At 66.1% G+C, this 20,245-nt stretch carries 14 protein-coding genes; 6 read left to right on the top strand and 8 right to left on the bottom strand.

Annotated elements, in window-relative coordinates:
• The first annotated feature begins 26 nt into the window (after window positions 1-26).
• Window positions 27-2,270: a DNA topoisomerase IV subunit A gene (gene parC, locus AC1PLA_RS07545; protein ID WP_039528220.1), complete on the top strand. Its 2,244-nt coding sequence runs from the start codon at window positions 27-29 to the stop codon at window positions 2,268-2,270.
• Between the two features lie 487 nt (window positions 2,271-2,757).
• Window positions 2,758-3,414 carry a thiopurine S-methyltransferase gene (locus tag AC1PLA_RS07540; RefSeq protein ID WP_481105897.1) on the top strand — a complete coding sequence of 219 codons (657 nt, stop codon included), beginning with the start codon at window positions 2,758-2,760 and terminating at the stop codon, window positions 3,412-3,414.
• A gap of 277 nt (window positions 3,415-3,691) precedes the next feature.
• Here the strand turns inward: AC1PLA_RS07540 and bfr are convergent, their stop codons facing one another.
• Window positions 3,692-4,177 (bottom strand): bacterioferritin, encoded by a 486-nt coding sequence (gene bfr / locus AC1PLA_RS07535; RefSeq protein WP_039511630.1) that lies wholly within the window; start codon window positions 4,175-4,177, stop codon window positions 3,692-3,694.
• A gap of 146 nt (window positions 4,178-4,323) precedes the next feature.
• Between bfr and AC1PLA_RS07530 the strand changes: the two genes are divergently transcribed.
• The 3 genes from AC1PLA_RS07530 to hpaM all read left to right on the top strand — a co-directional run bounded on the left by AC1PLA_RS07530 (window position 4,324) and on the right by hpaM (window position 10,403).
• Window positions 4,324-6,732: a penicillin acylase family protein gene (locus AC1PLA_RS07530; protein WP_481105896.1), complete on the top strand. Its 2,409-nt coding sequence runs from the start codon at window positions 4,324-4,326 to the stop codon at window positions 6,730-6,732.
• Window positions 6,733-6,967: 235 nt separating this feature from the next.
• Window positions 6,968-9,112 (top strand): TonB-dependent siderophore receptor, encoded by a 2,145-nt coding sequence (locus AC1PLA_RS07525; RefSeq protein ID WP_481105895.1) that lies wholly within the window; start codon window positions 6,968-6,970, stop codon window positions 9,110-9,112.
• Window positions 9,113-9,353: 241 nt separating this feature from the next.
• Window positions 9,354-10,403 carry a type III secretion-associated outer membrane-bound protein HpaM gene (gene hpaM / locus AC1PLA_RS07520; protein WP_481105894.1) on the top strand — a complete coding sequence of 350 codons (1,050 nt, stop codon included), beginning with the start codon at window positions 9,354-9,356 and terminating at the stop codon, window positions 10,401-10,403.
• A gap of 68 nt (window positions 10,404-10,471) precedes the next feature.
• On the opposite strand, the gene asnB is transcribed toward hpaM, so the two are convergent.
• Window positions 10,472-12,166 (bottom strand): asparagine synthase B, encoded by a 1,695-nt coding sequence (gene asnB / locus AC1PLA_RS07515; RefSeq protein ID WP_481105893.1) that lies wholly within the window; start codon window positions 12,164-12,166, stop codon window positions 10,472-10,474.
• A gap of 362 nt (window positions 12,167-12,528) precedes the next feature.
• Between asnB and AC1PLA_RS07510 the strand changes: the two genes are divergently transcribed.
• Complete coding sequence (locus AC1PLA_RS07510) at window positions 12,529-13,401, top strand: tetratricopeptide repeat protein (protein WP_481105892.1); 873 nt, start codon at window positions 12,529-12,531, stop codon at window positions 13,399-13,401.
• 208 nt (window positions 13,402-13,609) lie between these two features.
• Here the strand turns inward: AC1PLA_RS07510 and dapE are convergent, their stop codons facing one another.
• The 6 genes from dapE to map all read right to left on the bottom strand — a co-directional run bounded on the left by dapE (window position 13,610) and on the right by map (window position 20,242).
• Window positions 13,610-14,740, bottom strand: coding sequence for a succinyl-diaminopimelate desuccinylase (dapE, locus tag AC1PLA_RS07505; protein WP_481105891.1), 1,131 nt, complete (start codon window positions 14,738-14,740; stop codon window positions 13,610-13,612).
• 111 nt (window positions 14,741-14,851) lie between these two features.
• Window positions 14,852-15,208 carry an arsenate reductase gene (locus tag AC1PLA_RS07500; RefSeq protein ID WP_039528236.1) on the bottom strand — a complete coding sequence of 119 codons (357 nt, stop codon included), beginning with the start codon at window positions 15,206-15,208 and terminating at the stop codon, window positions 14,852-14,854.
• Window positions 15,205-15,678, bottom strand: coding sequence for a hypothetical protein (locus tag AC1PLA_RS07495; RefSeq protein WP_481105890.1), 474 nt, complete (start codon window positions 15,676-15,678; stop codon window positions 15,205-15,207). Before AC1PLA_RS07495 ends, AC1PLA_RS07500 begins: the two co-directional genes overlap by 4 nt.
• The gene (gene dapD / locus AC1PLA_RS07490) at window positions 15,675-16,838 is read right to left on the bottom strand and encodes a 2,3,4,5-tetrahydropyridine-2,6-dicarboxylate N-succinyltransferase (protein WP_481105889.1); all 1,164 of its coding nucleotides are present in this window, start codon (window positions 16,836-16,838) and stop codon (window positions 15,675-15,677) included. Before dapD ends, AC1PLA_RS07495 begins: the two co-directional genes overlap by 4 nt.
• A gap of 21 nt (window positions 16,839-16,859) precedes the next feature.
• Window positions 16,860-19,469: a [protein-PII] uridylyltransferase gene (locus AC1PLA_RS07485; protein WP_104561619.1), complete on the bottom strand. Its 2,610-nt coding sequence runs from the start codon at window positions 19,467-19,469 to the stop codon at window positions 16,860-16,862.
• Entirely contained in the window at window positions 19,466-20,242 is a 777-nt protein-coding gene (map, locus tag AC1PLA_RS07480) for a type I methionyl aminopeptidase (protein WP_039520326.1), read from the bottom strand. The genes AC1PLA_RS07485 and map overlap by 4 nt, the downstream gene beginning before the upstream one ends.
• Window positions 20,243-20,245: the final 3 nt, after the last annotated feature.

Raw genomic sequence — 20,245 nt, 5'->3', positions numbered from 1 at the left:
TCCTCTTTCGTAGGACCTGGCTTTACATGACCGATCTGACCCGCCCCACCTTCCACGGCTTCGAGCAGCTGCCGCTGCGCGAGTACGCCGAACGCGCCTATCTCGACTATTCGATGTACGTGGTGCTCGACCGCGCCCTGCCGTTCCTGGGTGACGGCCTGAAGCCGGTGCAGCGGCGCATCATCTTCGCGATGAGCGAGCTGGGCCTGAATGCCGCTGCCAAGCCGAAGAAATCCGCGCGCACCGTGGGCGACGTGATCGGTAAGTACCACCCGCACGGCGACAGCGCCTGCTACGAAGCGCTGGTGCTGATGGCGCAGCCGTTCTCCTATCGCTACCCGCTGATCGAGGGCCAGGGCAACTTCGGCTCCACCGACGACCCCAAGTCGTTCGCGGCGATGCGCTACACCGAATCCAAGCTGACCCCGATCGCCGAGGTACTGCTGGGCGAAATCGGCCAGGGCACCACCGATTGGGCGCCCAACTTCGACGGCACCCTGGAAGAGCCGACCTGGCTGCCGGCGCGCCTGCCGCACCTGCTGCTCAACGGCACCACCGGCATCGCGGTGGGCATGGCCACCGACGTGCCGCCGCATAACCTCAACGAGATCGTCAGCGCGCTGCTGCGCCTGCTCGACAACCCCGATGCCACGGTCGCCGAGCTGTGCGAACACGTGCTCGGTCCGGACTACCCGACCACCGCCGAGATCATCACCCCGGCGGCCGATCTGCGCGCAATCTACGAGACCGGCCACGGCAGCGTGCGCGCACGCGCCACCTACAAGAAAGAACACGCCAACATCGTCATTGATGCGTTGCCGTACCAGGTCTCGCCGTCCAAGGTGATCGAACAGATCGCCCAGCAGATGCGCGCCAAGAAGCTGCCGTGGCTGGAAGACATCCGCGACGAGTCCGACCACACCAGCCCGGTGCGGGTGGTGCTGGTGCCGCGCTCCAACCGTGTCGATGCCGAGCAGCTGATGGGGCACCTGTTCGTCACCACCGACCTTGAGCGCAGCTACCGCGTCAATCTCAACGTGATCGGCCTGGATGGCCGCCCGCAGGTCAAGAACCTCAGGCATTTGCTGAGCGAGTGGCTGAGCTTCCGCAGCGACACCGTCACCCGCCGCCTCAACCATCGCCTGCAGAAGGTCGAGCGCCGCCTGCACCTGTTGGAAGGGTTGTTGATCGCCTTCCTCAACCTGGACGAAGTGATTCGCATCGTCCGCAGCGAGGACGAACCCAAGCCGGTGCTGATCGCGCGCTTCGCGCTCAGCGAGGAACAGGCCGAATACATCCTGGAAACCAAGCTGCGCCAGCTGGCGCGCCTGGAAGAAATGAAGATCCGCGGCGAGCAGGAAGCCCTGGCCAAGGAACGCGCGCAGTTGATGGCGATCCTGGAAAGCAAGACCAAGCTGAAGAAGCTGATCAAGGACGAGCTGACCGCCGACGCCAAGAAGTTCGGCGACGCACGCCGCTCGCCGCTGGTGCAGCGTGGCGCCGCGCAGGCGATCGACGAAACCGAGATGGTCACCAGCGAACCGATGACCGTGGTGCTGTCGGAAAAGGGCTGGGTACGCGCGGCCAAGGGCCACGAGGTCGACCCGGCCGGCATGTCCTACCGCGAAGGCGACAGCCTGCTGGCAGCGGTGCGCAGCCGCAGCACGCATCAGGTGGCGTTCCTGGATTCGGAAGGCCGCGCCTATTCGACCGCCGTGCACACCCTGCCCTCGGCACGCGGCAATGGCGAACCGCTGACCGGCCGTTTCTCACCGGCCTCGGGCGCGGCGTTCCAGGTCATGGCCAGCGCCGACAACGCCACCCGCTTCGTGCTGGCGTCCTCGCACGGCTACGGCTTTGTCACCCGCTTCGAAAACCTCACCGGCCGCAACAAGGCCGGCAAGGCGATGCTCAACCTGACCACCGGCGCGCATGTGCTGACGCCTGCGCAGGTGACCAATCCGCAGAGCGACCGCATCGTCGCCGTCACCAGTGCCGGCAATCTGCTGGCGGTGACCGCCAGCGATGTGCCCGAGCTGGACAAGGGCAAAGGCAACAAGATCATCGACATCCCCAAGGCCAAGCTCGGCACCGAGCGCGTGGTCGCGGTGGTGGCGGTGGCACCGGGCAACACGCTGCTGGTGCGCAGCGGTGCACGCACCATGAGCCTGTCGTTCAAGGATCTGGATAGCTATGTGGGCGCGCGTGCGAGTCGCGGGGCATTGTTGCCGCGAGGGTGGCAAAAGGTGGACGGGCTGGAAGTGCAGTAACGGTGATTCGCTGACGCACCGCGCGATGGCGCGTTTGCCGTGCGGTTTTGAGCGACCCACAAAACTACCGCCAGCTGGACGCTGCCGGCGTTACGGCATCGTGCCCTCGGCCAGGTTGGCTTGCAACGGCGAGGTCACGCTGAGGCTCAAGCTCTGCATCGCCTTGAGAGGTAATCGAACGGTACGGATGCGTCGGCTGTAGAGCGAGAGACTGCGGCCTTGCTGCAGGGCCCTTGCCCGCCCACCATCGCAGGACACGCCGCAAGTACGTCCCTGTAGGCTCTTACGCGGCATCCATGCCGCGCAAGGTCCCGCGACGGTGGGCGGACAAGGACCGGTCGAGATGGTCGGTGTGAGTAGTTGTGCGCAGTGCATGTCGCACGGCGATGCGATGTGGTCTGAGCGGTTCCTTTCGATCTGCAGTGCCATTGCCATTGCCATTGCCTGCATCACGTCACTCGTCAACGCAAACCAACAAGACAACATCATGGACACAGATTTCTGGCTGCAGCGTTGGCAGAACGGTCAGATCGGCTTCCATCAGGACCAGGTGATGCCGTTGCTGCAAAAGCACTGGCCGGCGTTGCAGCTGCCGCAGGCTGCCCGCGTGCTGGTGCCGTTATGCGGCAAGACGCTGGACCTGCACTGGTTGGCCGCACAAGGCCATCGCGTGCTAGGCGTGGAGATATCGCCGCTGGCGGTGACGCAATTCTTCGCTGATGCCGGCCTGCAACCGCAGCGCCACAGCAGCCGCGCGGGCGAGCACTTTATCGCCGGCCCGATCGAAATCATCTGCGGCGACGCGTTTGCACTGGAGCCAAGCGTGCTGGCCGATTGCAGCGCCGTCTACGATCGCGCCGCATTGATCGCCCTGCCGGCCGGCTTGCGCCAACAGTATCTGCACACCATGTACGCGCGCCTGCCTGCGGGATGCCGCGGGCTGTTGATCACCCTGGAATACCCGCAGGCCGAAAAGGCCGGGCCGCCGTTTTCGGTGGACGCTGCCGCGGTGCACGCACTGTTCGACACGCAATGGCGGGTGCAGCAACTGGAACGCCGCGACATCCTCGATCAGGAGCCGCGCTTCCGCGCCGACGGCGTCACTGCCCTGTCGACCGGCGTCTATCGCCTGCAACGCAACTGACGGTCGCGGGCGAACTTTGTCATCGGCGAGCGCTGCCGACGCTCCAGTCGGGCGACGCAGACGTTGCACAGGCAGCGCAGCGCGCGCCGATCAGCACCGCGCGGCGTTGCGCCACGCAATGATGGTTCGCACAACAGCGAAATGCGCGAGCAACACCGCCGCAGGCCGCCGGCAGTTGACGCAGACCACGGAGCAAGGCGATGCCCTGCGCGGCACCTGCCGATTGCAACCCTGCGCTACGCACGCTCAGCGGCTGCGCAGCGCCCAGTCACCGGACTCAGCCGGCGACGTGGCCCTTGTCGATCTTCGAGGTCTGGTACAGCTCCAGGCCGATCCGCTTGATGAGGCCCAACTGCTGCTCCAGCCACCAGGCGTGGTCTTCTTCGGTGTCCTGCAGCTGCTTGAGCAGGATGTCGCGGCTGACGTAATCGCCGTGTTCTTCGCACAGTTTCATGCCGGCGGCGAGATTGGCGCGCACTTCGTATTCCACCACCAGATCGCGCTCGAGCATCTCCACCACGGTCTTGCCTGGCGCAAACTCGGCCGGCCGCATGTCCGGGTCGCCTTCCAGGAACAGGATGCGCCGCAGCAGCGCGTCGGCGTGCTCGGTCTCCTCTTCCATTTCGTGGTTGATGCGCTCGTACAGCGCCATCAGGCCCTGGTCCTCGTAACGGCGCGAGTGCAGGAAATACTGGTCGCGTGCGGCCAGTTCGCCGCGCAGCAGCTGTTTGAGGTAGTCGACGACTTCGGGATGGCCTTTCATGATGTGCTCCAGCGACGCAATGCGCGCATGGTGCCCTAAGCCGCGGCGCAATGATCTAATCGGAATCACTTTCAGTTGCGCTTGCGGCCAGACCCGCCACGGTCATGACCGGCCGCCACACTGTGACCGAACTCAAGGACTCGACAATGCGCAAATGGCTGGGCCGGCTGCTGCTGGCAATCGTGGTATTGATCGTGGCGGCGGTGCTGGCCGCGTATCTGCTGATGCGTGGCAGCCTGCCGCAGCTGGATGGCAACAGCGCACTGCAGGGCCTGGCGGCACCAGTCAGCGTGCAACGCGACCGGCGTGGCGTGGTCACCATCGATGCGACCAGCCAGGTCGATGCCATGCGCGCACTCGGCTATGTGCACGCGCAGGAGCGCTACTTCGAGATGGACCTGATGCGCCGCGCACCGGCCGGCGAGTTGTCCGAGCTGTTCGGGGCCGCAGCGCTGGACCTGGACAAACGCAATCGCGTGCACCGGCTGCGCGCGCGCGTGCATGCCAGCCTGGATGTCGCGGTCGGCAGCCAGCGCGCGGCGCTGCAGGCCTATACCGAGGGCGTCAATGCCGGGCTGGCCACACTGCGCGTGCGCCCGTGGCCGTACCTGTTGCTGCGGCAGACACCGCGCGCGTGGACGCTGGACGACTCCATCCTCACCGGCATGGCGATGTATGCCGACCTGCAGGACAACGACAACCAGACCGAACTGGCTGCCGCCCGCATCCGTGCGGTGGTGCCGGCGGCGCTGGCGGCATTGCTCGACCATCAAGGCTCCAGCTGGGATGCGCCGCTGTTCGGCCCCGCGCAAGGCGATGCCGTGCTGCCCGACGCCGCCACGCTGGATCTGCGCCGCCTGCCGCATCCAGCCGCCCCCACCGGCGCCGAGCCGCAGACGCCGGGCAGCAACAACTTCGCCGTGGACGGCAGCCTCACCAGCGATGGCCGCGCCATCGTCGCCGACGACATGCATCTGGGTCTGCGCGCGCCCAATATCTGGTTCCGCGCGCGCCTGCGTTACCCGGACACCAGCGCGCCCGACGGCAAGGTGGACGTCACCGGTTTCACCCTGCCCGGCTTGCCGGCGGTGGTGGTCGGCAGCAACGGGCATGTGGCCTGGGCCTTTACCAACAGCTACATCGACACCGCCGACTTTGCGCGGATTGCGCCGGCCACGCCGGGTCATCCGCAAGCGCTCACCACCCATGTCGAAACCATTCGCGTGGCCGGCGCCGCGCCGGTGCGTTTTGCGGTGCGCGAGAGCGCCTGGGGACCGGTCCTGCACGACAACGCCGATGGCAGCCTGCTCGCACTGCGCTGGGCCGCGCAGCTGCCCGGTGCGATCCGGCTGGACTTTGCGCAGATGAGTACGGCGGCCGATGTGCAGGCCGCCTTTGCAGTGGCCGATCGCTCGGGCATTCCGGCACAGAACCTGTTGCTGGCCGATCGCAGCGGGCGCATCGCCTGGCGGTTGATCGGTGCGCGCCCGGTGCGCAACGCCGGCTGTGACCCGAGCGGCATCGCCGAACTGGCAAGCTCGGCGCAGGGTGCGGACGCGGCACCGCCTTCGGTTGCGGCAACGGCGACACCGGCGCCAGCGCCGGGCGGCTGCCTGCCCTGGCCGGTGCGCAGCGACGCTGCTCCCGCCCTGATCGATCCTCCCTCACACCGGCTCTGGACCGCCAACAGCCGCGTCGTCGATGCGCAGCAGTTGGCCACGCTCGGCAATGCCGGCTACGACCTGGGTGCGCGTGCGCAGCAGATCCGCGACGACTTGTTCGCCAGGCAGCGTTTCAACGAGCTGGACCTGCTCGCCATCCAGCTCGATGATCGCGCCGTGCTGCTCACGCGGTGGTGGCAGTTGTTGCGCAGCGTGGTCGAGCACAGCAAGGACCCGGCCTTGCAGCAGATCGAAGCCGCCACCCGGCAGTGGGACGGGCACGCATCCACCCGCTCGGCCAGCTATCGCATCGTGCGCGGCTTTCGCGGCATGACCATCGACGCAGTGGAAGCGGGCCTGCTGGCGCCGGCAAAAGCCGCGCTCGGCGAGGACTTCCTGCCGCCGCGTCGCGCGCAGCTGGAAGGCATCGTCTGGCCGTTGCTGCAGCAGCGCCCGGCGCATCTGCTGCCGCCCGCCTATGCAAACTGGGATCAGCTGCTTGCCGAGGCTGCACGCAATGCGCAGACCGATCTCGCTGCGCAGGACGGCGCCTTGAGCGAACGCACCTGGGGCGAACGCAACACCGCCGCCATCTGTCACCCGATCGCGCGGGCATTGCCTGCGCTCGCCAAGCGCTGGCTGTGCATGCCACCCGACCAACTGCCAGGCGATCGCGACATGCCGCGTGTGCAAGGCCCGACCTTCGGTGCCTCCGAACGCATGGTGGTGTCGCCCGGCCACGAACAGGACGGCATCGTGCACATGCCGGGCGGCCAGAGCGGACACCCGTTGTCGCCGTTCTGGGGCGCAGGCCATGACGATTGGGTACACGGCCGGCCAACCCCGTTCCTGCCGACCGCAACCCGCTACACGCTGCAATTGCAGCCGAAATAGGCATGCTCTTGCTGTTTAGTCTGTCGACACAGGTTTCGACAGTCGTTGGGGGCTGGACGAACGCAAAATCGGTGTCTGCGTTCTGCCGATCGCACCCCGCACTTCGCACTTCGCACCTCGCACCTCGCACATCTGGATACCCAAGTATCCGCAACCACGCCCGCCCACCGATCTGCCCAATCAAGCGAGCACGACATGCTAAGATGCATTTGATAACCATTCCCATTAGTGACCAATGCGCCCCACGCTCCTTGTCACCGCGCTCGCCGCTGTCTTGGCTTTACCCTCGCCCCGCGCCTTCGCCCAACAACACACCAGCACCTCGGCAGCCGTCACCGACCTCGATGGCGTCGACGTCGTCGGCCGTGCGCAGACGCTGTACAAATCCGACGATGCCGCGGTGGCCACACGCACCGATACGCCGTTGTCGCTGGTGCCACAGTCGGTGCAGGTGCTGCCACGCGAACTGATCGACGACCAGGCCGCGCGCCAGATCACCGATCTGTATCGCAGCATCAGCGGCATCAGTTTCTTCAGCTACGCCGGCGTCACCCTGCGCGGATTCCGCCAGGAAAACGTGCTCTACGACGGATTGCGTGGCGATCCGTATGCCGGCTTCTCGGTGCCGCAGCTGTTCAATATCGAACGCGTGGAAGTGCTCAAGGGCCCGGCCGGTGCGTTGTACGGCGGCGGCGAACCCGGTGGCGTCATCAATTACGTCACCCGCAAGCCCGGCCATCAGGCCGCGCGTCGGGTGGAGCTGCAGGTGGGTAATCAATCCTTCGGGGCGGCCTCGTTCGAGGCCACCGGGCCGGCACGCGAAGACGAGCGCATTCGCTACCGCGTTGGCGCCTATGCCGATGGCGAGGATGGCTTTCGCCGCAACACCGATAGCCAGAGCCAGATCGGCGATGCGTCGGTGGCGTTCGATATCGGCCAGACCGGCGAGCTCACGCTGCAGTACACCGACATCACCCAGAACCTGGGCGGCAATCGCCTGCGCGGCGTGCCGGTGGATGACGACGGCAACTTCCTCACCAACCGTCGCTGGAACCACAACGAGCCCACCGATTTCCTCGACATGCGCGCCAAGGTGGCGTTCGCGCAGTACCGCTTTGCGCCGTCGGATGCATGGGATGTGGATATGGCGATGCGCTGGTTCAAGAACGACGAGCATCAGATCTATCACGAGCCAATGGGCCTGATCGACCGCGATGGCGACGGCACCGCCGAATGGATGACGCGGCAGCTGCGCAACCAGTTCCGCGACAACGATGCAATTTCCAGCAACATCAATGCGGTGTTTCGCACCTGCATCGGCGCGATCGAGCACAAGCTGCTGATGGGCGCGGACTACTACCGGCTGGATGCGGATTTCCGCGCGCAGACCGCCAACACCGCAGACACCGGCCGCGTGCGTGGGCCGGTGCCGGGCATCGACCTGTTCAACCCGGTGTATGGCCGCAGCGGCTTTTACGACTACGGCCTGGACAGCCTGCCCTGGCGCGCCACCAGCACCCGCAGCCAGCGCTATGGGGCGTACCTGCAGGACGAACTCACGCTCACGCCGCGCTGGTTTGCGATGGCCGGACTGCGTTGGGACGGCTTCAAGGACGACAACCGTCTGGACGGCTCGCGTGTCACCGGCAACGATCTCAGCTGGCGTGTGGGCAGCACCTTCGTGCTGCGCGATGGCATCAACGCGTACGCGAGTTATGCCAGCGGCTTCCTGCCGCAGGATGCGGCCAATCAGGACAGCAGCGTCGGCGGGCCGTTCGATCCCGAACGCAGTACACAGTGGGAAGTGGGCCTGAAGACCGCGCTCAACGATGGCGGGCTGACGCTCAACACCGCGCTGTATCGCATCGAACGCAGCAATATCGTGCAGGCCAACGGCAGTATCGTCGATGGCGTCAATCAGCTCTCCGCGCTCGGTCTGGTGCGCAGCGAAGGCCTGGAAGTGGATCTGCTGGCCGACCTCACCGAACGCTGGGTGCTCAACCTGACGTACGCCTACAACGATGCACGCGTGCTCGATGCGGGCACCAACGGCATCACCAATGCATCCGGCGACCGCTTCGCCAATGCACCGCGCAACACCTTCGGTCTGTGGACGCGCTACGACCTGCCGGCCTGGAACTCGGCGATTGCCTTCGGTGCCGACTACGTGGGCGAGCGGGTCAGCCTGGAAGGCCAGCGCGTCAAGCCGTACGCCATCTTCGACATCAGCTGGCAGACGCAGTGGGATGCCTGGAAACTGCAGGTCAACGTCAAGAACCTGTTCGACAAGGTCTACGCCGCCAGCGGGTTCACCGAACGCACCGGGCACTTTCCTGGCGAACCGCGCCGTATCTACGCGCAGCTGGCCTACAGTTTCTAAGCGTGGCGAACGGGCGCCTGTCCGGGCCTTGAGCGATGCTGCAACTGTGATGTTCGTCGACCATAGCGGCCGCCGCAGGCACAGTTGCGGCCTCGACTACGGCAGTGCAATGAACCTGCGCCGAATCAGGCAGGCCGGAATCAGCCAGACTTTAACGTCCGGTGGGACACACTAGAGGCCGTCGCGATCTGCAACGTGTTTGCGCACGATCGCCCTCCTCCCCCCACTGATCGGAATCCGCATGCCTCAGCTTGCCCGCTCCGTTTCCGCCCTGTTGCCCCTGCTCGTTGCCACTGCCTGCTCGGCAGCGCCGCCCGCCAAATCCGGCCCACCAGGTGCGCCGGTCGCCGCCTGTACTGCCAAGGTGCGCCCCGGGCAGGATCTGCAGAAAGCCATCGACAAGCTCCCGCAAGGCGATGCGCCTGCGGTGCTGTGCCTGGAAAAAGGCGAATTTCCGCTCAACGGCCTGGTCTCGATCCACCGCGGCAATCTCGTCTTGCGCGGCAAGGGCCCGACCACGGTGCTGCGCATGGCCGATGGCGTGCAGCAACCGGCGCTGGTGGTCGGCGACTACGAAAACCAGCAGCCGACCGGCGTGATCCGCAATGTCAGCATCGAAGACATGCAGATCGTCGCCAGCACCGGCGACAAGGAATTCATGCCCGAGCGTCCGTACCTGAGCAATAGCGCGGTGGTGGTGCGTTCCGGCCAGGGCATCCGGCTGGCCGGCCTGCAGGTCAACAAGTGCCGCAGCGCCTGCCTGCTGAGCGAGTACGACACCCGCGAGATCACCATCGAAAACAACGATGTGTCCGGCGCGATCTGGGATGGCGTGTCGTTCAATCGCACCGCCAAGGTCACCATGGTCAACAACTACATCCACGACAACGTGGCTGCAGGCCTGACCACCGAGCATCTGGAAGACAGCGAGATCCGCAACAACCGCTTCGAGCGCAACGGCAGCCAGGGCATCTATCTGTCCGACGCGCGTCGCAACCGCTTCAGCAACAATCAGTTCGACGGCAACAAGGTCGCCGGCGTGTTCCTGGCCTGCGCCATCCGCTATCGCACACCGGAAATCCTGTGCTGGGACAACAGCATGAGCCAGGACAACGTGTTCGAGAACAACCGCTTCTCCAATACGCCGTTCACCTACACCATCGGTGTGGACCGCGCTGCCAACTGCACGGCGGCCGACTTCAAGCCGAACCTGTGGCGCAACAACCAGGCCGACGTGGCCGGCGTGGATATCGAGCCGCAACGCTACGGATACTGCGTGCGCCACGAGTGATCGCAGCAGCGGCCGGCAGCGCGTGAGCGCATGCCGGCCGCTGGAGTTTCAACTCCGATGCAGCAGCGTTACGACGCCAAGGCCTGTTCGTGCACGCCGGCAATCGCACGGCCGGATGGGTCGGCCATCGCGGCGAAACTGGCATCCCAGGCGATCGCGGTCGGCGACGAACACGCGATCGACTTGCCGCCCGGCACCGTCTCCGCAGCCGCCTGGCTGGGGAAGAACTGCTCGAACAGCGTGCGATAGAAATAGGCTTCCTTGGTCTGCGGCGGATTGACCGGAAAGCGCTTGGAGGCGGCGGCCAGTTCGCGGTCGCTGACATGCGCGGCGGCGTGCGCCTTGAGCCCATCGATCCAGCCATAGCCCACGCCATCGCTGAACTGCTCTTTCTGCCGCCACAGGATCGACTCGGGCAGATAGCCGGCAAACGCTTCGCGCAACACGCCCTTTTCCATCCGCGTGGCGCCGCTGCTGGTCTTGTCGATCATCTTGAAACTGGCGTCCATGCGCATGGCCACATCCAGGAACTCGCGATCCAGGAACGGCACGCGTGGCTCCACGCCCCAGGCCATCATCGACTTGTTGGCGCGCAGGCAATCGTAGTTGTTGAGTGCATCCAGTTTGCGTACCAGTTCCTCGTGGAATTCGCGTGCGTTGGGTGCCTTGTGGAAATACAGGTAGCCACCGAAGATTTCGTCGCTGCCTTCGCCCGACAGCACCATCTTCACGCCCATCGCCTTGATGCGTCGTGCCAGCAGGAACATCGGCGTGGAGGCGCGGATGGTGGTGACGTCATAGGTTTCGATATGGCGGATGACCTCCGGCAGCGCATCCAGGCCCTCCTCGAAGCTGTACTCGAAGCCGTGATGCACGGTGCCCAGCGCGGCGGCGGCGACTTCGGCGGCGGCCAGGTCCGGCGAGCCTTTCAAGCCGATCGCGAACGAATGCAGGCGTGGCCACCAGGCTTCGGTGGTGTCGTTCTCCTCGATGCGATGACGTGCATAGCGCGCGGCAACGGCGGCGACCAGCGACGAATCCAGCCCGCCGGACAGCAGCACGCCGTACGGCACATCGGTCATCAACTGACGATGCACCGCACGCTCGAAGGCCTCGCGCAATTCCTGCAACTGCACCTGCACGCCTTCCACCTCGGCGTATTCGCGCCAGGAGCGCTCGTAATAGCGGCTCAGTGCACCGGTGGCGCTGTCGTACCAGTGGCCGGGCGGAAACTGCGCGGCATCGGCGCAATCGTCCACCAGCGATTTCAGTTCGGAAGCAACCCGCAAGCGGCCTTCGCGATCGTGGCCCCAGTACAGCGGCACCACGCCGATCGGGTCACGCGCGATGAGCACCCGCCCGGCCGCCTTGTCCCATAGCGCGAACGCAAAGATGCCGTTGAGGCGGTTGAGGTAGGAGGCCGGCGCATCCTCGCGGTACAGCGCATTGATCACCTCGCAATCGGAGCCGGTCTGGAAGGCGTATGGCTGCACCAGCTCCTGCTTGAGCTCGCGATGGTTGTAGATCTCCCCATTCACCGCGAGCGCAAGCGCGCCATCTTCGGACAACAAGGGCTGCGAGCCGCCGGCCGGGTCGACGATGGCCAGGCGCTCGTGCACCAGGATCGCACCGGTGTCGACATACACGCCGCTCCAGTCCGGGCCACGGTGACGTTGCCGCTGCGAACATTCCAGCGCCTGCCGGCGCAATGCCTGCAGATCGTCACCGGGTTGCAGGCCGAAAATACCGAAGATGGAACACATGGAAACACTCCTGGATGAAACTGCGGGGGTTGGCGGCCGGTGGAAGAGCGTGCTGCACGAGAATGACACCCATAAAAAAACCCGCATCGGCCGATGCGGGTTCTCTGATTCCTGGGCGTGTGGTTTTACTTCGCCTAGTCGCAGACCCGCATCGGCCGCGCACGATTGTTCGCGCGCAGATTGTTGCGGTTGGCGTTATTGACGAGGTTGGGCAGGAGCGATGACATGACTCGACCGTATCCCGCTTTCGACGGCGGCGCAACTGTTGCGATGGCAACCAAGCCCGGCATCGCAGACCACGCCGCTGTCGCACCGACGTATTGCGAGGATAATGACCGCCCCCAACAATCGGCAGTAATGGAATGACCCCACGCATCGGACGCATGCCGCCCCTGGCCCTGTTGCTTGCAGTGTTGCTGCAGGCCTGCAGCAGCGCCCCTCCGCGCACCGATCCAGTCTATCTGCAACAGCTGGAACAACACGCGGCCGATGGCAGTTTCGACAGCGCGTGGAATGCGGCCGAACGCCTGGAGGCACGCAACGACCCGCGCGCCATCCACTGGTACGAACGTGCCGCTGCGATCGCCCCGTGGACGTTCCGCAACACCCGCGCCGAACTGGCGCTGGGACGGATCTGGGCAAGCGGGACGCTCTTCCATCCCGACAGCCCGTACATCGACCAACGCGTCGCATTACGTGCGTCGCCGCGCAAGGGCGAGCACTGGTACCTGGCAGCGGCCATGCATGGAAACCCGTATGCCATCGCCGAGCTCGCCAAGTTTCACCGCGACCGTGGGGAGGCGGCTGCGGCGTTGCGCTGGGATCTGCGCGCGACGATCTATGAGCGCTCCGCATCAGGATCGTCGGGGCTTCCCGCCGCCATCGCGCCAAGCGGAGGTGCATTGCACCCGCTGATACGCGACATCCAGCGCCGCGCCCGTAACGGCGATGCCGAGGCGCAGGTCGATCTTGGCGCACTCCATGAAAAAGGAATGGGTGGCGTGGACAGAGATGGTACGGAGGCGCTGCGCTGGTACCGGCGCGCGGCGGACCAGGGCAATGTGTATGGTCAGTATTTCTCTGGTCTGCTGCTCGGACGCGGCAGCAGCGGCGTGACGCGCGACGTGGAGACGGCGGCAACCTGGTTTGCCAAGGCGTCCGCACAGACGTTCTATATCGCGGACGAATCGCATTGGCGCGAGGCGATCAAACCGCCGTTCTGGACGTTCGACTAGCCCCCCGAGCCTTGTGCGTCCATGCCGCCTGGCAGCGCAATGCAATGCAATGCAAGCGCGATGCTGCTGCAATCCAAAAGGTCTTAGTGCAGCTTGGCGATGCCCGCGTCGCGCAGCAGCATCGGCATGCCGCCGCAAGTGAACGCATGCCGTGCGCTGGCTGCGTAGTGTGCAAACCAGCGCGTGGCATTGGGCATGTCCCGGCAACTCAGACCAGCAGGCGTTCGATCAGCGTGCGGTACAACGCCGGCAGCGCTTCCAGATCGGCCACGCGCACATGCTCGTCGACCTGGTGGATGCTGGCGTTGACCGGGCCGACCTCGATGCATTGCGCGCCCAGCGGCGCGATGAAGCGCGCATCGGAGGTGCCGCCGCCGGTGCTTTCTTCCGGCGGTGCGCCGGCAAACTGGCCCAGCACCTCGCGTGCGACGCTGCGCAGACGGCCTTCCGGGGTGTAGAACGGCTCGCCGCTGCGATGCCAGCGCAGCGCATAGTCCAGCCCGTGGCGATCCAGCAATGCGGTGATTTCCGCTTCCAGCCGCGGCGCATCCCACAGCGGGGTGTAGCGCAGATTGAAGGCCACCTGCAGCTCGCCCGGAATTACATTATTGGCGCCGGTGCCGGCATGGATGTTCGACACCTGCAGGCTAGTCGGCGGAAAACTTTCGAAGCCCTCGTCCCACTGCCGCGCCACCAGCTCGGCCAAGGCCGGCGCGGCCAGATGGATCGGATTGCGCGCCTTGTGCGGATACGCCACGTGCCCCTGCACGCCCTTGACGATCAGCGTGCCGGACAGACTGCCGCGGCGGCCCACGCGCAGCAGGTCGCCCAGCCGTTCGGTGGACGACGGCTCGCCGGTGATGCACCAGTCGATCGCCTGCCCGCGCGCACGGAACAGCTCGGCCACGCGCCGCACGCCGTCGATGGCATCGCCTTCTTCATCGGAGGTCAGCAACACCGCCAGCGTGCCGGCATGCTGCGGGTGGGCGGCGACGAACTGTTCGGCAGCGATCGCGAAGGCGGCCACGCTGCCCTTCATGTCGGCCGTCCCGCGCCCGTACAGCACACCATCGCGGATCTGCGGATCGAACGGATCGCTGGTCCAGGCCTCGCGCGGCCCCGGCGGCACCACATCGGTGTGGCCAAGCAGCACCAGCACCGGCGCACCGCTGCCATGCGTGGCCCACAGATTGTCGACTTCGCCCAGGCGCAGATGCTCGCAAGCGAATCCGGCAGCCTCCAGGCGCTGCGCAAGCAGCGCCTGGCAGCCGGTGTCGTCCGGTGTCACCGAGGCGCGTGCGATCAGCTCGCAGGTCAGTTGCAGTACGTCGCTGGTCATGCTCGTCCTTCCGATAAAAGATGCACCTGGGCTGCCGGCATCAGCAGGTCGCCTGCCGTCCCCGCGCCCGACCCGCACAGGCCTGTACGGACCGATGACGCGGTGGCGCCATCAGGCGATGTTGAAGCGCGCCTTGAACCCGTTGTCGGAGAAGCCCTGGCTGAGCGCGCCATCGTCGCTCACCACCACCGGGCGACGGATCAATTGCGGGTATTCGCGCAGCAGCAGCTTCCATTCGGCGTCCGAACCCGGCGTCTTCTTGTTGTCGGGCAGCTGGCGCCAGGTGGTCGAGGACTTGTTGATCAAGGCCTCGAATCCGCCGGCCTTGCCGGCCCAATCCAGCAACGTCTCCGGCGCGGGCGTGTGCTCGCGGTAATCGACGAAGCTGTAGGCCACGCCGAAGCGGTCCAGCCACTTGGTCGCCTTCTTGCAGGTGTCGCAGTTCTTCAATCCGTAGAGCGTGGTCATGTCGTCGCCTTTTCGACTCCGCGGCGCGCGCTTGCACGCGCCAACAGGGTGGTTACCAGTTGATCGTGTTTCTGCCCGTGTGCGGGCAGGAACACCACATCGGCGCGTGTGCCGTGGAATTTCAGCGCCATCCGCCGCGGCGGGATCAGCGATGCCGCATCGACCGAGCGCAACTCGGCCAGGTCCACACGCTGCGATCGTCCTTGCTGCTTGATCTCCAGCGCATCGCCCGCATCGCGGACCTGTGCCCAGCGGGCGGATGCCCATGCCAGACGCAGGGTCATCAGCACCACCAGTGCAGGCGCCAGCCAACGCAGGACCTCCAGCTGCTGCGGCACGCCATCGCGCAGCAGCGAGCCGGCCACGTAGAGCGCTACCCATCCCAACCACAGGGCCGGGATGCCCCAACGGACCCAGCCACTGAGCGGACGCGACAGCATGGTGCCGCGCGCAGGCTGCGCGGTACTCAATCGGCCAGGCCGCGCAGCAGCTCGTTGACGCTGGTCTTGCTGCGCGTCTTGGCATCCACCTGCTTGACGATCACCGCGCAATACAGCGAGTGCGAGCCATCTTTCGACGGCAGCTGGCCGGACACCACCACGCTGTAAGGCGGCACGTAGCCATAGGAAATCTCGCCGGTGGCGCGGTTGTAGATGCGTGTGCTCTGGCTGATGAACACGCCCATGCCGATCACGCTGTGGTGACCGATGACCACGCCTTCGACCACTTCCGAACGCGCACCGATGAAGCAATGATCCTCGATGATGGTCGGGCTGGCCTGCAGCGGTTCGAGCACGCCGCCGATGCCGGCGCCGCCGGACAGATGGCAATGCGCGCCGATCTGCGCACACGACCCCACCGTGGCCCAGGTATCGACCATGGTGCCTTCGCCCACATACGCGCCGATATTGGTGAAGCTCGGCATCAGCACCACGTCCTTGCCGAAGTAGCTGCCGCGCCGCGCCACCGCACCCGGCACCACACGCACGCCGGCCTTGCGGAACTCGGCTTCGCCGAAGCCGGCAAAACGCGACTCCACCTTGTCCCAGAACGGTGCCGGCTGCGCGTCGATCACGGCCATCTCGTTGACGCGGAAATACAGCAGCACGGCCTTCTTCAACCACTCGTTGACGGTCCAGCCGCCCTGCCCGTCCGGCTCGGCGACGCGGAACTCGCCGCTTTCCAGGCCGTCGATGACGCGGGTGACGATGGCGCGGGTGGAGCCGTCGATCTCGTCGACGGTCAGGCTGGCGCGGCGCTCGAATGCGCTTTCGATGCCGAACTTGAGTTCGTCAGTACCCACCGGCGTTGCAGCGCCGCCGACGGCCTTTTCGGCGAGCGGCAGTTTCTTCGCGGCTGCAGCCTTCTTGGCGGCCGGCGCGGACACCACGCTGGTCGGCTGCTTGGCCACGCGCGGGGCCGCACTGGTCGCCGGCTTGGTCGCGCTTTTCCTGGTCACCTGCTTGGTAACGCTCTTACTGGCGGCCACCGGCTTGGCAGCAGCCGTGGCCTTGCGCTTGTCGACGGCCGGCGCCTGGGGCGCCTTGCCGCTCTTGCTCGGCGCGCGCTTGGGCGCTGCGTCGGTGGGGGTCGCGCCCTGCTTGCGCGCGGTCTTCTTGCTGGTGGCCATGGGGGGTCTCCGAACGGACTACTAGGTGGGATCGAGGCAGGCGCACAGCGCGTCGCGCAGCGCCTGCCGGGCGGATTCGGGCAACGGGCGGTCGTGCTCGTCGGTGATCTGGAACTGGTCTTCGGCGCGCTCGCCGAAGGTGGCGATGCGCGCATCGTGCACACGCAGGTGTTGCAGGCGCAGCACATTGGCCACATCGGCCAGCAAGCCGGGGCGATCGGGCGCAACCAGACTGATGCGGGTGCGGCGGCCACCGGCGCTCTCGCTGAATTCCACGCGCGGCGCAAAGCGGAAGTGGCGCAGCTGGCGCGGCACCGCACGCCGCGAGGGCCGCACCTTGTGCAGGTCGCCGGCCAGCACCTGGCGCAAGGCTGCGGCCAGGCGCTGCGGGTCGCCATCGGCGGAACTGTCCTGCGGCAGCACCTCGAACACGTCGAAGATCGCATCGTGCGGCGCATCCAGCACGCGGGCACGATGGATGCCATACCCCTTGCGATCCAGCGTGGCGACGATCGCGGAGAACAAACCATCGCGATCGGGCGAATACACGAACACTTCCAGCGCATCGTTGTCCGGCACCGCGCGCCGCGCCTTGACCATGGTCTGGCCAATCTGCACCTCGATCAGCGACACCGCCTGCCAGGCCAGTTGCTCGGGACGGAAGCGCAGGAAGTTTTCATCCGGCATGCCGGCGAACTGGCGGTCGATGGTGGCATCGTCGTGGCCTTGCGCCTGCATCAGCGCGCGAGCGGACTCGCGCGCTTCGCGCAGGCGCTCTTCGCGCGGCGGCGGATGCTCCAGGCCCTCGCGCAGTGCGCGCCGCGCGGCAAAATACAGGTCGGCCAGCAGCCGGTCCTTCCAGGCGTTCCACAGCTTGGGACTGGTGCCGGCAATGTCGGCGCAGGTCAGCAGATACAGGTAATCCAGGCGCTCGCGCGTGCCGACCAGGGTGGCGAAACGGTGGATCACCTCCGGGTCGGAGATGTCCTGCTTCTGCGCGGTGACCGACATGCGCAGATGCTGTTCGACCAGCCAGGCCACCAGCGCGGTATCGCCTTCGCTGAGCCGGTGCGCCTGGCAGAACGCGCGCGCATCCACCGCGCCCAGCTCGGAATGATCGCCGCCGCGGCCCTTGGCGATGTCGTGAAACAGGCCGGCCAGCAACAGCAATTCCGGCTTGCGCAGGCGCGGCCAGACTTCATGGGTGATCGAAAAACGCTCGTCGGCGCGACCGGCGGCAAACAGCGAGATGTTCCGCAGCACCATCAAGGTGTGCTGGTCCACCGTGTAGACATGGAACAGGTCGAACTGCATGCGCCCTGACACGCTGGCGAATGCCGGAATCCACTGGCCGAGCACGCCCAGGCGCGCCATGCGGTTGAGCGACTCCACCGCCCGCGGGCCGCGCAGCAGCGCCATGAAGCGGTCGCGCGCGGTCGCATCGGCGACGTCGTAGGCCGGCAACTCGCGCAGCACCTCGGCCAGCGCGCGCGCGGTCAGCGAATGCAGCCCGCGTACCTCGCGATGCGCCGCCCACTGCGCAAACAGCGCAAAGACCTGCAGCACATCGCCGGCCGGCCAGTCCTCTGCATCTGCGGCCAGATAGCCGCGGCGCAGACTGAAGCCCTCGCCGAGCGGCTCCGGTACCGCCTCGCCGTCGAACTGTTCTTCGAAGCGCTGCAGCAAGCGGTCGCTGATACGGCGGATCAACGCAGCGCTGCGGTAGAAGCGCTGCATCATCTTTTCCACGCCCAGGCTTTCCGGGTCGTCGGCAAAGCCCAGCCGCTCGGCAAGCGTCTTCTGGTAATCGAACCCCAGCCGCTCTTCCGGCCGTTTGGCGACCAGATGCAGGCCGAAGCGCAAGCGCGCCAGTTCCTCGCGTTCGCGCCGCAGCGCTGCGGCCTCGTCGAAGCCGACATGGCCGAGCCCGACCAGCGCCTCCAGATCCTTGACACCGAATGCGCGTAGCGCCATCCAGCCCAGCGTCTGCAGATCACGCAGACCACCAGGGCCGTCCTTGATGTCCGGCTCCAGATTGTCGGCGGTATCGCCAAAGCGCTGGTGCCGCGCCAGCAGCTCTTCGCGCTTGGCCTGGAAGAATTCGCGCGCCGGCCACACCTGTTGCGGCGAAATCGCTGCCGCCAGCGCGGCACGCGCCTGGCTGCCGGCCACCAGCGGGCGCGACTCGATCAAGGCAGTCAGCACCGTCTGATCGGCGGCCGCGGCGGTGCACTGCGCCGGCGAGCGCACCGCGTGGCTGATCGGCAGGCCCACATCCCACAGCAAGGCGAACAGCCGCGCCAGGGCCTGTTCGTGCTGTTGCTGCACGCCGGTCTCGCCCAGCACCAGCACATCCACATCCGAGCGCGGGAACAGTTCACCGCGCCCATAACCGCCGACGGCATGCAACGACAGCCCGGCGTCGGCCGGAATGCAGCGCGTCCACGCATTGCGCATCAATTGATCGACTGCGCGCGCGCGCAAGGCCACCAGGCGTTCGATCGGCTCGCCCTGGTCGAAGCGCTTGCACAGCCGCATGTCGGCATGCACCAGCAGCGGGCGCGCTTGCGCGGCCCACTCGGCATCGCCGGCGACACCCGGGTCGGGTCGGTCCGCCGGCGTGGCCGTCATACCGGAGCGGGAGCGTTCGGCGACAGCGTCAGCACATCCACGCCGTCTTCGGTCACCGCGACCATGTGTTCCCACTGCGCGGACAACTTGCGGTCCTTGGTCACCACGGTCCAGCCGTCCGGCAGGGTCTTATGGTGGTAGGTGCCTTCGTTGATCATCGGCTCGATGGTGAAGGTCATGCCGGGCTTGAGCACCAGGCCTTCGCCGGGACGGCCGTAATGCATCACCTGCGGCTCGTCGTGGTAGACCTTGCCGATGCCGTGGCCGCAGTAGTCGCGCACCACGCTGAAGCGCTCGGCTTCGGCGAACTTCTGGATCGCGTGGCCGACATCGCCCAGCGTTGCGCCCGGCTTGACCGCTCGGATGCCGCGCCACATCGCCTCGTAGGTGGTTTCCACCAGCCGCTTGGCCATCACCGACGGCGTGCCGACGTAATACATGCGGCTGGTGTCGCCATGCCAGCCGTCCTTGATGACGGTGACATCGATATTGACGATGTCGCCGTCCTTCAGGACCTTGGCCGCGCTCGGGATGCCATGACAGATCACGTTGTTGACCGAGGTGCACACGCTCTTGGGAAAGCCGCGGTAGCCGACGTTGGCAGGAATGGTGCCCTGCACGTTGACGATGTGGTCGTGGCAGATGCGGTCCAGCTCGGCCGTGGTCACGCCCGCCTGCACATACGGCGCCACAACATCGAGCACCTCGGCGGCCAGACGGCCGGCGACGCGCATCAGTTCAATTTCTTCTTTGGTTTTCAGATTGACGCTCATGAC

Source organism: Xanthomonas sp. NCPPB 1826 (assembly GCF_056725285.1).
The sequence above is the reverse complement of the archived record's forward strand: the minus strand, read 5'-3'. Positions and strand labels throughout refer to the sequence as shown.

Coding starts and splice junctions, on each gene's coding strand:
- AC1PLA_RS07540 (WP_481105897.1), top strand. CDS start 2,758: ATGGACACAGATTTCTGGCTGCAGCGTTGGCAGAACGGTCAGATCGGC.
- AC1PLA_RS07500 (WP_039528236.1), bottom strand. CDS start 15,208: ATGACCACGCTCTACGGATTGAAGAACTGCGACACCTGCAAGAAGGCG.
- AC1PLA_RS07530 (WP_481105896.1), top strand. CDS start 4,324: ATGCGCAAATGGCTGGGCCGGCTGCTGCTGGCAATCGTGGTATTGATC.
- dapE (WP_481105891.1), bottom strand. CDS start 14,740: ATGACCAGCGACGTACTGCAACTGACCTGCGAGCTGATCGCACGCGCC.
- dapD (WP_481105889.1), bottom strand. CDS start 16,838: ATGGCCACCAGCAAGAAGACCGCGCGCAAGCAGGGCGCGACCCCCACC.
- asnB (WP_481105893.1), bottom strand. CDS start 12,166: ATGTGTTCCATCTTCGGTATTTTCGGCCTGCAACCCGGTGACGATCTG.
- AC1PLA_RS07525 (WP_481105895.1), top strand. CDS start 6,968: ATGCGCCCCACGCTCCTTGTCACCGCGCTCGCCGCTGTCTTGGCTTTA.
- parC (WP_039528220.1), top strand. CDS start 27: ATGACCGATCTGACCCGCCCCACCTTCCACGGCTTCGAGCAGCTGCCG.
- AC1PLA_RS07485 (WP_104561619.1), bottom strand. CDS start 19,469: ATGACGGCCACGCCGGCGGACCGACCCGACCCGGGTGTCGCCGGCGAT.
- hpaM (WP_481105894.1), top strand. CDS start 9,354: ATGCCTCAGCTTGCCCGCTCCGTTTCCGCCCTGTTGCCCCTGCTCGTT.
- map (WP_039520326.1), bottom strand. CDS start 20,242: ATGAGCGTCAATCTGAAAACCAAAGAAGAAATTGAACTGATGCGCGTC.
- bfr (WP_039511630.1), bottom strand. CDS start 4,177: ATGAAAGGCCATCCCGAAGTCGTCGACTACCTCAAACAGCTGCTGCGC.
- AC1PLA_RS07510 (WP_481105892.1), top strand. CDS start 12,529: ATGACCCCACGCATCGGACGCATGCCGCCCCTGGCCCTGTTGCTTGCA.